Origin of the sequence: Cryptosporangium sp. NPDC051539 (genome assembly GCF_044454545.1) — a bacterium.
Taxonomy (GTDB): domain Bacteria; phylum Actinomycetota; class Actinomycetes; order Mycobacteriales; family Cryptosporangiaceae; genus Cryptosporangium.
In genome coordinates this window covers 631741-643724 of record NZ_JBITDV010000001.1, presented here as the reverse complement: position 1 = coordinate 643724, position 11984 = coordinate 631741, and the positions used below count along the sequence as shown (strand labels likewise).

Here is an 11984-nt window from a genome sequence, read left to right as displayed (position 1 = left end):
CCAGTGTGCACCACGGAGACACCGGTATCCGTGCTGCGCACGGATGCCCCGGCCCCGGCCCGGACCGAGAGTTGTCGGCATGACCACTACCGAGAACGCCCGACGCAACGGCGTCGACACCGCCGCACTGTTCGCCACGATCGACGCGGTCGCCGCGAACCGCGAGATCGCCGAGTTCCGGTTCCGCGCCACGAACACCTGGATCTCGGGTACTCACAACCGTTCGTCGATCCACGGGTTCCACGGCGCCGGCCAGGAGCTCACCCACGGCCGGGAGCACACCTACGACTCCGACCACCCGGCGATCCTGACCGGCGGCGACCAGGGCCCCACCGGGCCGGAGTTCCTCCTGCACGCGCTCGCCGCCTGCCTGACCAGCGGTATCGCGAACATCGCCGCGGCCCGCGGCGTCACGCTGACCGAGGTGTCCTCCACCGTGGAGGGCGACATCGACCTGCTCGGCATCCTCGGTCTGGACGAGGGCGTCCGGAACGGGTACTCGCGGATCGCGATCAGCTTCCGCCTGCGGGGCGACGACGCGGACGCGTTGCGCGACGTCGTCGAGCGTTCCCGCGCCCGGTCGGCGGTCCTGGACGTGCTGACCAACGGCGTCCCGGTGCACATCGACGTGGACGCGGGCTGACGTGGGCCGGTACGACGTCGTGATCGTCGGCGCCCGGGCCGCCGGTGCGGCGGCCGCGATCCAGCTGGCCCGGGGCGGTCTGTCGGTACTCCTCGTCGACCACGGGCGCTACGGCAGCGACACGCTTTCGACCTACGCGCTGATGCGGGGCGGCGTCCGGCAGCTCGATCGGCTGGGGGTGCTCGACGCGATCCGGTCGGCCGGCACCCCGCCGATCGAGCAGGTCCGCTTCGCGTACGCGGACGGGAACGTCGCACTGCCGGTCCGGCCGACGCCGGGCGTCGACGCGCTGTACGCCCCGCGCCGGACGGTCCTGGACCGCCTGCTGGTCGACGCGGCGCGCCACGCCGGGGCCGAGGTCCGGTACGGGGTCGACGTCCTCGGGCTGGACGCCGGAGCGGGCGGGCGGGTCACCGGGGTCCGGGCCCGCACCGGTCGCGGTCCGGCCGAGGTGCTGACGGCCCGGCTGGTCGTCGGGGCCGACGGGCGGCGTTCGACCGTGGCCCGCGCGGCCGGGGCGGCGATCCGCCACTCCGGGCGGTCCGGCGGGTCGGGCGTGTACGGCTACTGGTCGGGCATTCCGGTCGACGGGTACGAATGGGCCTACCGCCCGGGCGCGACCGCCGGCTTCATCCCGACCAACGACAACCTGCTGTGCGTGTTCGCGGGTTCGACGCCGGAGCGCGTCGGGCGCGGCGGCCGGACCGTGTTCCGGGACCTGCTGGCCGACGCGTCGCCGGGGATGGCAGAGCGGTTGGCGGCCGGCACGCTGACGAGCGTCCTGCGCACGTTCCCGGCCGTGCCCGGGTATCTGCGACAGGCGTGGGGCCCGGGCTGGGCGCTGGTCGGGGACTCCGGGTCCCATAAGGACCCGATCAGCTCGCACGGCCTGACCGACGCCCTCCGCGACGCCGAGCTGCTCTCCCGCGCGGCGCTCGCGGTACTGCGCGACGGCGAGGACGAGAGAGCCGCGTTCGACGCCTACGAGCAGACCCGCGACCGGCTGGCGCTCCCGATCCTCGCACTGTCGGACGAGATCGTCGGTTACCGCTGGACCGCGGCGACGATCCGGCCGCTCGTCAGGAGCATGAGCGACGCGATGAGCGCGGCCGATCTGCTGCCGACGGAGTGAGACGGGTGGGCAGGGATCCGGATGCCGGGCCCGGCCTGACCGCGGGGGCCGCGCTGCCGGGGAGCCCCGCGCTCCCCGGCAGCGCCCGCTATCCGGTCACTTCGGACGCCCGAGGGGTGCGGGGGAGGGCGATCGCCGCCAGCAGGAGCACGACCGACAGGCCGACGATCACGACGACGATGTGCTGCACGGCGTCGGTGACCTTCTCCGGGGTGCGCGGCCCGTCGCCCAGCACCGCGTTGGCGATCGCGCCGAACACCGCGATCCCGACCGCGCTGCCCACCGACCGCATGAACAGGTTGTTCGCGGTGACGACCCCACGCTCGTGCCAGCCGACGCTGGACTGGGCCGCGATCAGCGTCGGGCTGTTCGTCAGCCCCATGCCGACGCCGATGAACAGGCACGTCCCGGCGACCTGCCAGACGCTCGTGTGCTCGTTCAGCAGGAGCAGCAGCAGTGTGCCGGCCAGCGCGATCGACGTCCCGATGACCGCACAGACGCGGAAGCCGACCCGCAGGTAGATCCGGCCGGACTGGGACGCCGCGATCGGCCACCCGAACGACAGCGTCGCCAGCGCGAACCCGGCGACGAGCGGCCCGGCGCCCAGGACGTCCTGTACGTACGTCGGAATGTAGGACGTCAGACCGAACACGACCGCGCCGATCGCCGCGGAGGCGGCGCCGGAGCTGACCAGGAGGCGCCGCCGGAACACCCAGAGCGGGAGCACGGGTTCCTCCGCGCGCCGCTCGACGACGAGGAAGCCGACCAGCAGAGCGACACCCACCACGACGGCGCCGACGCCCGCGGGGGAGGCCCAGGCCCAGCGCTGTCCGCCTTCCAGCAGGGCGAGGATCAGCAGCGTGAGCCCCCCGGTGAGCAGCGCCGCGCCGGTGTAGTCGACGGCCGGGCGGGAGCGTTCGACGCGCTCGGTGAAGTTCCGCAGGACCATCCCCGCCGCGATCAGGCACAGCGGGACGTTGACCAGGAAGATCCACCGCCAGGACGTGTACTCGCTGAACACTCCGCCCAGCGCCGGCCCGACGACCGAGGCGACGCCCCACATGCCGGCGATGTACCCCTGGGCCTTCGCGCGTTCCTCGGTCGTGTAGATGTCACCGGCGATCGTCGTCGTCATCGGGGCGATCGCGCCGGCGCCGAGGCCCTGGACGACCCGGAACGCGATCAACGCGCCCATGCTCCAGGCCAGGCCGCAGAGGATCGAACCGAGCAGGAACAGCCCGATGCCGGCCAGCATGATCGGCTTGCGCCCGAACAGGTCGGCGAGCTTGCCGCAGAGCGGCACGGTGACGGCCTGGGCCAGCAGGTACACCGAGAACAGCCACGGGAACGCGGAGAACCCGCCGACGTCGTCGACGATCGACGGGACCGCGGTCGCGAGGACCGTGGAGTCGATCGCGATCAGCGCGGTCGAGAGCATCATCGCCAGCAGCACCGGCCCCCGGTCCGACCGCAGCCCCACGCCGGCCCTCGCAGCCGAGGGCGTTCCGCTCACTGGTGCTCCCCGTCCCCCGCCGTATCGGTTGTGCCGATCAACCTCGACCGTAGGCGACGCGCACCGTCGACGCTCGCCAGGTCCCGGCGGCTGCACGTGGCGGCCGCGTTGCCGGGGTCTGACATGCTCGGCGGCGTGACGACCGGACGGGCCAGCAGGAACCGATTCCGGGCCGGTGGTGTGCTGTCCGGCGCGGGAATGCCGGTGGTCGCCGTGGTCGCCGTGGTCGCGGCCGTGCTGGCGGTCGGTGGGCTGGTGCTGGCGACGAACAGCGACCTCCGGACGCACCACGTCACGGTCGACGGTGTGCCGCTCGACGAGGTGCACCCGGCCGCGTCGGGACGGCGGCCCGGAGTGGTCGTCGCGCACGGATTCGCCGGGTCGGCGCGGCTGATGGCGCCGTTCGGTGACACGCTCGCGGCCCGCGGGTACGTGGTCGTGCTGCTCGACTTCGCCGGCCACGGCGCCAGCACCCGGCGGCTGACCGGCGACGCGGTGCTACAGCGTGACCTGGACGTCGCGGTGGCGCACCTGCGGTCGCTGCCGGACGTCGACCCGGCGCGGATCGCGCTGGTGGGGCACTCGATGGGGGCGGGCGCGGTTGCCGAGTACGGCGCGTCGCACCCGGACGTCACCGCGACCGTCGCGATCTCGCTCCCGGACGCGACCGGTCTTCCGCCGGATCGGCCGGAGCACCTGCTGCTGCTCGTCGGCGGCCTGGAGTTCCCGCAGTTCCGGGCGGCCGTGGACGAGGCGGCGAAGGGGCGGGACCGGACGGCGGTGACCGTGCCGGGCGTCGAGCACATCTCGATCCTGTACGCCCCGCGGACGCACCGCGAGGTCGTGCGCTGGCTCGACCAGAATCTCGGCGCCACCAGCGGGCCGCTGCCCACACCGCTGCGCCGCCCGGCCGGGGCGGGCCTGATGCTGCTCGGATTCCTGATCGGACTGTATCCGCCGGCCCGGCTCGTGCTCGGCGACTCCGGCGCGCGGTGGCCGCGGTTCCGTCTCGACCTGCTGCCGCGAGTGCTCGCGGTCTCGGCCGTGGCCGCGCTGCTCGGGCTCGTGGTCGCCGCGGTCCTGCCGAACGGCCGGTTCCCGCTGGCCACCGCCGGTTTCGTCGTCGCGTTCACGCTCGTGCTCGGTGGTGCGCTGATCGCCTACCAGGTCTGGCGGGGCCCGAAGTGGAGCGAGCCGGCCTCGTACCGGGCGGTGGTCGCGCTGCCCCTGTTCGTGGCCTACGCGGGGGCGGCGGTCGCGGTTCCGTTGCAGGTCGGTGTGGCACACGCGGTGCCGGTCGGCATCCGGTGGTGGCTGCTGCTCGTCGTCTGGGCCGGCTTCGCGGCGCTCGCGTACGGGGCCGAGCGGTTCGCGGGCCCGAACGCCCTCGCGGTGTCGGCGGTCGCGACGATCGCGCTGACGCTCGCCGCCGGGCTGGGCCTCGCGAACGGCTTCCTGGTCCTGGTCGTCCCGCTGATCGCGGTTCTGCTGTTCTGGCAAGCGGTCTGGAGCGCGATTTTGCGCCGCTTCAGCGCTCCGACCTGGGCGATCGCACCGGTCGGGGCGCTCGTCGTGGCGTGGCCACTGGCCACGGCGCTCCCGATCACCGGATGAAATCCCTGGTCGATTCTCGACTTTCGCTTGTTGACGCGTCGACCATTCGATTTAGTAGGTGACTCAGGGTGCCTGTGTGGCTGGCGTCTCCACCGTGTCTCTTGTGACGAACAGGGTCAGCGATTGCCGACAACTGGAGTGCCGAGTTTTGCCGTCGTCGTCGCCGCTCAGTCCGGCGACCGTTCGGCGATCCGTGAACTGGTCACCGACCAGCTACCGCTGATCTACAACCTGATCGGCCGGGCGGCCGAGTCTGCGCCGGTCGCGGACGAGGCGATGCGCCGCGTCAGCGCGCGGATCGCGGGCGGTCTGCCCGGCCTGGACGGACCGGAGCAGTTCCGCGCCTGGCTCGTGGCGTCCTCGATCGAGGCGGTCCGTTCGGTGGACGCGTCGCTGTGCCCTCCGTCGGCCGACCCGGAGGAGGGCTTCGAAGCGCGCGCGATCGCGACGCTCGGCCTGACCGGGCAGCGCCGCGAGGCGGTGGAGGCCATCCGCTGGATGGCCGGCGAGGACCGCGAGCTGGTCGCGTTGTGGTGGCTGCAGGTCGCCGGGGAGCTGACCCGGGACGAGGTCGTGGCCGGGCTCGGCCTGACGTCGGCCGCGTCCGCGGTGCGCCAGGTCGAAGCGCGCTTCGAGGACGCGAGGACCGCGGTACGGGCGCTGAACGCGCTGCCCCGGTGCGGGGGGCTCGCCGTGACGATCGCGCACTGGGACGGGCGCCCGAGCGAACGCTCCCGGCGGCAGATCGTGCGGCACACGCAGGGCTGCGCCGGCTGCGCCGAACACACCTCCGACCTGATTCCGGCCGACCGGCTCGTACGCGGGTTCGCGCTGGTCCCGCCGCCGGAAGGACTCGCGGCGCGGTTGCTGGACCCGGCAAGGGCCCGTGCGGCCGGTGCCCGTCGCCGGGCGGCGCTGGCCTGGCTCGGCCGCAGTCGCAGCAGCAGCTGGGTGCTCGTCACGATCCGGACGGCGGCGGTGGCGCTCGCGGCCGCGGTCCTGGCCGGCGGGCTGCTCGCGTACGCACGGGCCCGGCCGGACGAGCCGCCGGTGCCGTCGGGCCTGGTCGCGTCCCCCACCGTGGCGGCCCCGGCTCCGGTTACTCCGCCAACTGAACCGAGCCCGTCGGCCAGTGCCGGCCCGTCGGTCAGCCCCCGCGCGTCGAAGTCACCCGGGCCGACGAAGAAGGCGACCGTGAAACCGGCCGCTCCACCGCCGTCGCCCCCGGCGCTGCTCGGTGCGCGCTCGCTCCGGTCGGTGGCGTCCGGCGCGTACGTCCGCGCGATCGGACGTCACGTGTTCCTGACGCCGGTCGGCCCGTCGAATTCGGACCTCACCCACGAGCAGGCGACGCTGGTCGTCGTGCCGGGCCTGGCCGACGGCAGGTGCTACTCGTTCCGCGACAGCAAGGGCCGGTACCTGCGGCACTTCGCGTTCCGCGTCCAGGTCGACCCGGACGACGGCACCGACCTCTTCCGCGAAGACACCACGTTCTGTGCGATCGCGGGCGGCCGGTTCCGGTCGCACAATTTTCCCGACCGTCTGCTGCACACCCGGGGCGAGGAACTGGGCATCGACCCCGACGACGGCACCGCCGGCTACCGGAAGACCACGGTTTTCGCGATCAGGGCCCCCTGGGTGAACGAGAGCTAGCGACAGCGCGAGCACGAAAGCGGGCGCGCCACCGGAAGCCGGTCGTCACGTGAGTCCTTGTTCGAGGAGGCGCTCCGCGGTGGCCACGACGGCGTCCTCGGCCGGGCGCGGGTTCCAGCCGAGCACGGTCCGGATCCGCGCGATCCCGAGTTCCTTGGGCCGCACGTCCGGTCCGGGGTCCTCGGCGGCGGGAAGACGGTCCGCGAACTCGGGGAACCGCTCGCGCAGGATCTCCGCGATCCCCAGGTAGCTCAGCCGGGCCCCGACGAACGGATCCGACGCGGACGCGGCGGTGGCCAGGAACCGCAGCCCGGCCGCGTCCGGCGCGGTCATCGCCCGGACGTGCGCCACCGCCACGTCCCGGACGTCCACGACCCCGAACGACGCGCGCGGCACCGTCGGCATCGCCCCCTGCAGCATCGCGGCGACCACTCCGACCGACGCCGACAGCGACGGCCCCAGCGCCGGCCCGAAGATCCCGGTCGGGTTGATCACCACGAGCTCGTGCCCGGACTCCGACGCGAACTCCCACGCGGCGCGCTCCGCGAGCGTCTTCGACCGGATGTAGGCCGGGAGGTCGTCGGTCGGGGTGGTCCAGTCGGACTCGTCGTAGGGCCGCCCGTCCGGTGGGGCGCTGTAGCCGATCGCCGCGAACGACGAGGTGAGCACCGTCCGGCGCACCCCGGCCGCGTGCGCCGCCCGCAGTACGCGCAGTGCCCCGTCGCGCGCCGGTGCGATCACCGCGTCCGGATCCGACGGCTCCCGCGCCGGGAACGGCGACGCCACGTGCAGCACGTACTCGCATCCGCCGACCGCGCGCGCCCACCCGTCGTCCGAGGTCAGGTCGGCCTCGACGACGGAGATCTCACCGTCCCCGGTCGCGTCCGCGACGATCGACCGGACCTCGGCCTCCCGGTCGAGGGACCGGACCGTCGTCCGGACCGGATGACCCTCGGCGAGCAGGCGGACGATCGTGTGCGCGCCGACGAAGCCGGTGCCACCGGTGACCAGGATCATCGCAACTCCCCGGTGACCGCGAGCACCTCGTCGGCCGCCCGCTGTTCCTCCGCGGTGTCGCCGCGTTCGCGCGCACCCCAGAGCCGCACTTTCGCGTCCAGGTACCGCCGGCGCACCCGCAGCCGTTCGATCTCGTCCGCGAGCCGGGCCGAGTGCCGTTCGAACAGCTCGCGCTGCCTCGTCGCATCCGACATCCCGTCCAGATAGGCGCGCATGTCGTCGATGCTCATCCCCGCTGCCCGCAGGCAGGCCAGCGCCTCGATCGTGTCGACCGTGGCCGGGTCGTAGCGCCGGTGGCCGCTGGAACCGTCCCGCGGCACCGGAGCGATCAGCCCGATGCGTTCGTAGTACCGCAGCGTGGCTTCGGGCAGCCCGCTGCGTCGTGTCACGTCTTTGATCGATGCTGCCTGGATCGAAACCGCCATGTCCCGAGTGTGCAGAACCTGCAGCGCTTCAGGTCAACGGGTCGGGCGAGCCGGATCCCGGTGACCGGGGGAGGGGCTCACCGGCGCGAGCCAGAGCCCTACCAGGGCGTCGACCAGGCCGTTCGCGGCCACCGGCCAGCTGGCCCAGGGGCCGTGACCGCCCTCGGCGAGGACGCGTTCACACTCGGCGAGCAGGTCGACGATGAGCAGGCGGGTCATGTAGTTGCGCTGCAGCCGCACCTCGATAGGCAGGGCCGGGGAGCAGCGGTTGAGGCCCTCGAGCACCTGGGTGAGCGCCGGGTCGGAGAGGGCCTCGGTCGTGACCAGGTCGCGGTAGGCCGGTTCGGCCATCACCTGCGCGCTGAACCGGGCGAACCAGGTCGGGGTGCCGAGTGACTCCAGGTAGTCGGTGGCCGGGCGGACCCAGCAGCCGATCCAGTCGCGCGGCTCGTCGGACCCGCGGATGCCGGCGACCAGTGCCTGACGCCGCGCGGTGACCTCCGGATGGTGCTTGCGCAGGATCGCGCGGACCAGGTCGGTCTTCGTGCCGAAGTGGTAGTTGACCGCGGCGTTGTTGCCCTGACCGGCGGCTTCACTGACCTGCCGATTCGAGACGAGCGTGAGACCGCGTTCGGCGAACAGCCGCTCGGCGGCGACCAGGATCGCGTCGCGGGTCGCGGCGGCGCGGGTTTCCATGCTTCCTCGCTGTGGCTCAGGACACGGAGGGCGAGCTTGACGCTTGCGCCAAGCAACCGATTACATGGGGAGCGTAGTCAAGCAGGTGCTTTAAATCTAGTGGACCAGAGGCGAAGGCGCAGTCGTGCACACACCCGAACGGATCGAACCGGCAGCGGACGGTTCTCCCCGGACGAACCTCGTCGTGGCCGTCCTGGCCGCCGCGGGCATCTCGGTCGCGCTGATGCAGACCCTGGTCATCCCGCTGATCCCGGAACTCCCGGAGCTCCTGCACGCCGCCCCCAGCGACGCCGCGTGGGCGATCACCGCGACTCTTCTCGCGGGCGCGGTCGCCACGCCGGTCGTGGGACGCCTCGGTGACATGTTCGGTAAGCGGCGGATGCTGCTGTTCAGCATCGCGCTGCTGATCACCGGCTCGGTGATCGGAGCGTTCAGCAACAGCCTGACGCCGATGGTCGTGGGCCGGATCCTGCAGGGCGCGGCGGCGGGCGTGATCCCGCTCGGCATCAGCCTGATGCGTGACACCGTGCCGCCGGAGCGGCTCGGCGCCGCCACCGCGCTGATGAGCGCGTCGCTCGGCATCGGTGGCGCGCTCGGCCTGCCGGCCGCCGCGCTGCTGGCCGACAATTTCGACTGGCACGCGCTGTTCTGGGTGTCGGCCGCGGTCGGCGCGCTCGTCGGCGTCCTGGTCCTGAGCTTCGTGCCGCACTCGACGATCCGCACCGGAGGGCGGTTCGACGTCCCCGGAGCGATCGGGTTGTCCGCCGCACTGGTGTCGCTGCTGCTCGCGATCTCCAAGGGCGGCGACTGGGGCTGGACGAGCGGAACCACGCTCGGCCTGTTCGGGGCCGCCGTCGTCGTGCTGCTGGTCTGGGGCGTCTACGAGCTCCGGACGTCCCAGCCCCTGGTCGACCTGCGGACCACGGCACGCCGCCAGGTACTGCTGACGAACCTCGCGTCGATCGGCATCGGGTTCGCGATGTTCGCGATGTCGCTGGTCATCCCGACGCTGCTGCAGCTGCCGGTGGCGACCGGGTACGGCCTGGGCCGGAGCATGCTGACCGTCGGCCTGGTGATGGCGCCGTCCGGTCTGGTGATGCTGGTCGCGGCGCCGCTGGCGGCCCGCGTCGCCCGGGTGCGCGGGTTCAAGCTGACGCTGATCATCGGTGCGGTGATCATCGCGGCCGGGTACGGGTTCGCGGCCGTCCTGATGGACGCGGTCTGGCAGCTGGTCGTCGCGACCTGCATCATCGGTGCCGGCGTCGGGTTCGCCTACGGGTCGATGCCGGCGCTGGTCATGGCGGCGGTGCCGGTCTCGGAGACCGCCGCCGCGAACAGCCTCAGCACGCTGATGCGGTCGCTCGGCACGTCGGTCGCGAGCGCCGTCGGCGGCGCGATCCTGGCGAACATGGTCGTGGCGCTCGGGCCGGTGTCGGTGCCGTCGCAGGCCGGGTTCCGGGTCGTGCTGTCGCTGGCCGCGGGCGCCGCGCTGGTGGGTGCGCTGATCGCCGGGTTCATCCCGCGGCACACCCGTCCGACGCCGGACGCGGCGATCCCGGCCGACGAGGCCGACGGCATCGGCACCGCGGAGCCGGCCGCCGCGCTCTGAGCATCTCCTCCTGGGCGCTCGGCCGGGTTTCCGCCCGGCCGGGTGGCGTTTGAATTGGTTCAGCCGGGTAACGACCGAGGTCTTTGTTTGAATGACTCCAGCGACGGACACCCGACGGGTCATGACTACCGCCGAGCGTCAGCCCACCACCACCGACGCCGGGGTGCCGGTCGCCAGCGACGAGCACTCCCTCACGGTCGGTCCGAACGGTCCGCTGCTGCTGCAGGACCACTACCTGATCGAGCAGATGGCGAACTTCAACCGGGAGCGCATCCCGGAGCGCCAGCCGCACGCGAAGGGCGGAGGTGCCTTCGGCTCGTTCCGAGTCACCCAGGACGTGAGCGCGTTCACCCGGGCCGCGGTGTTCCAGCCCGGTGTTTCCACCGACGTCCTGATTCGCTTCTCGACCGTCGCGGGGGAGCGGGGCAGCCCCGACACCTGGCGTGACCCGCGCGGATTCGCGGTCAAGTTCTACACCAGCGAGGGCAACCTCGACATCGTCGGCAACAACACCCCGGTGTTCTTCGTCCGCGACCCGATGAAGTTCCAGCACTTCATCCGTTCGCAGAAGCGCCGGGTGGACAACAACCTGCGCGACCACGACATGCAGTGGGACTTCTGGACGCTGTCTCCGGAGTCCGCGCACCAGGTCACCTGGCTGATGGGCGACCGGGGCATTCCGCGGACCTGGCGTCACATGAACGGGTACTCCAGCCACACGTATCTGTGGATCAACGCGCAGGGCGAGAAGTTCTGGGTCAAGTACCACTTCAAGACCGACCAGGGCGTCGAGTGCTTCACGCAGGACGAGGCCGACCAGATGGCGTCGATCGACACCGACTACCACCAGCGTGATCTGTACGAGCACATCCGCGACGGGGAGTTCCCGAGCTGGACGCTGAAGATGCAGATCATGCCGTTCGAGGACGCCAAGACGTACCGGTTCAACCCGTTCGACCTCACCAAGGTCTGGCCGCACGGCGACTACCCGCTCCGGGAGGTCGGGCGCCTGACGCTGAACCGCAACGTCAGCGACTACCACACCGAGATGGAGCAGGCCGCGTTCGAGCCGAACAACATCGTGGCCGGCACCGGACTGTCGCCGGACAAGATGCTGCTGGCCCGGGGCTTCAGCTACTCGGACGCGCACCGGGCGCGCCTCGGGGTGAACTACCGGCAGATCCCGGTGAACTCTCCCCGGGTCGAGACGCACGCGTACTCGAAGGACGGCGCGATGCGCATGCACAACGCCAAGGACCCGATCTACGCGCCGAACTCCTACGGCGGTCCGGTCGCGAACCCGGCCCTGACCGACGACGGGGGTACCTGGTACGCGGACGGCGAGATGGTGCGCACCGCGTACACGCTGCGCCCGGAGGACGACGACTGGGGCCAGGCCGGGACGATGGTGCGCGACGTGCTCGACGACGACGAGCGCGGACGCCTGGTCGACAACATCGTCGGGCACCTGCTCAACGGGGTCAGCGAACCGGTGCTGGTGCGTGCGTTCGAGTACTGGCACCACGTCGACAAGGGTCTCGGTGACCGCGTCGAGGCCGGTGTCCGCGCCAAACAGAGCGAGCGCGACCCGAAGGCGGCCGACCAGGGCAACCCGGCCCGGTCCAGCGCCCAGGCCAAGGCCTGACGGTTCCTCCCTCACGACGCCCCCGCCCCGGCGGGGG

At 72.3% G+C, this 11984-nt stretch carries 10 protein-coding genes; 6 read left to right on the top strand and 4 right to left on the bottom strand.

Annotated elements, in window-relative coordinates; translation table 11 throughout:
* Positions 1 to 79: 79 nt before the first annotated feature.
* Positions 80 to 643, top strand: a complete 564-nt coding sequence (locus ACIBZJ_RS03070; protein WP_395924860.1) for an OsmC family protein — start codon at positions 80 to 82, stop codon at positions 641 to 643.
* 1 nt (position 644) lies between these two features.
* Positions 645 to 1775 (top strand): NAD(P)/FAD-dependent oxidoreductase, encoded by a 1131-nt coding sequence (locus ACIBZJ_RS03065; RefSeq protein ID WP_395924858.1) that lies wholly within the window; start codon positions 645 to 647, stop codon positions 1773 to 1775.
* Between the two features lie 88 nt (positions 1776 to 1863).
* Here the strand turns inward: ACIBZJ_RS03065 and ACIBZJ_RS03060 are convergent, their stop codons facing one another.
* Positions 1864 to 3216, bottom strand: coding sequence for an MDR family MFS transporter (locus ACIBZJ_RS03060; protein ID WP_395925992.1), 1353 nt, complete (start codon positions 3214 to 3216; stop codon positions 1864 to 1866).
* 207 nt (positions 3217 to 3423) lie between these two features.
* Here ACIBZJ_RS03060 and ACIBZJ_RS03055 point away from each other — a divergent pair, with 207 nt between their 5' ends.
* On the top strand, positions 3424 to 4902 hold the full coding sequence (locus ACIBZJ_RS03055) for an alpha/beta hydrolase family protein (RefSeq protein WP_395924856.1): 1479 nt from the start codon (positions 3424 to 3426) through the stop codon (positions 4900 to 4902).
* A gap of 123 nt (positions 4903 to 5025) precedes the next feature.
* Positions 5026 to 6555, top strand: a complete 1530-nt coding sequence (locus ACIBZJ_RS03050) for an AbfB domain-containing protein (protein WP_395924854.1) — start codon at positions 5026 to 5028, stop codon at positions 6553 to 6555.
* Positions 6556 to 6600: 45 nt separating this feature from the next.
* Here ACIBZJ_RS03050 and ACIBZJ_RS03045 read toward each other — a convergent pair whose 3' ends face one another.
* From ACIBZJ_RS03045 to ACIBZJ_RS03035, 3 genes are read right to left on the bottom strand one after another with little or no spacing between them, the layout of a single operon-like run.
* Positions 6601 to 7572 carry an NAD-dependent epimerase/dehydratase family protein gene (locus ACIBZJ_RS03045; RefSeq protein WP_395924852.1) on the bottom strand — a complete coding sequence of 324 codons (972 nt, stop codon included), beginning with the start codon at positions 7570 to 7572 and terminating at the stop codon, positions 6601 to 6603.
* Entirely contained in the window at positions 7569 to 7997 is a 429-nt protein-coding gene (locus tag ACIBZJ_RS03040; RefSeq protein WP_395924850.1) for a MerR family transcriptional regulator, read from the bottom strand. The genes ACIBZJ_RS03045 and ACIBZJ_RS03040 overlap by 4 nt, the downstream gene beginning before the upstream one ends.
* 33 nt (positions 7998 to 8030) lie before the next feature.
* Positions 8031 to 8693: a TetR/AcrR family transcriptional regulator gene (locus tag ACIBZJ_RS03035; protein ID WP_395924848.1), complete on the bottom strand. Its 663-nt coding sequence runs from the start codon at positions 8691 to 8693 to the stop codon at positions 8031 to 8033.
* Between the two features lie 124 nt (positions 8694 to 8817).
* On the opposite strand from ACIBZJ_RS03035, the gene ACIBZJ_RS03030 reads away from it, so the two are divergent.
* Both ACIBZJ_RS03030 and ACIBZJ_RS03025 read left to right on the top strand, forming a co-directional pair.
* Positions 8818 to 10302: an MFS transporter gene (locus tag ACIBZJ_RS03030; protein WP_395924846.1), complete on the top strand. Its 1485-nt coding sequence runs from the start codon at positions 8818 to 8820 to the stop codon at positions 10300 to 10302.
* Between the two features lie 121 nt (positions 10303 to 10423).
* Positions 10424 to 11947, top strand: coding sequence for a catalase (locus tag ACIBZJ_RS03025; RefSeq protein ID WP_395924844.1), 1524 nt, complete (start codon positions 10424 to 10426; stop codon positions 11945 to 11947).
* The last annotated feature ends 37 nt before the right edge of the window (positions 11948 to 11984 follow it).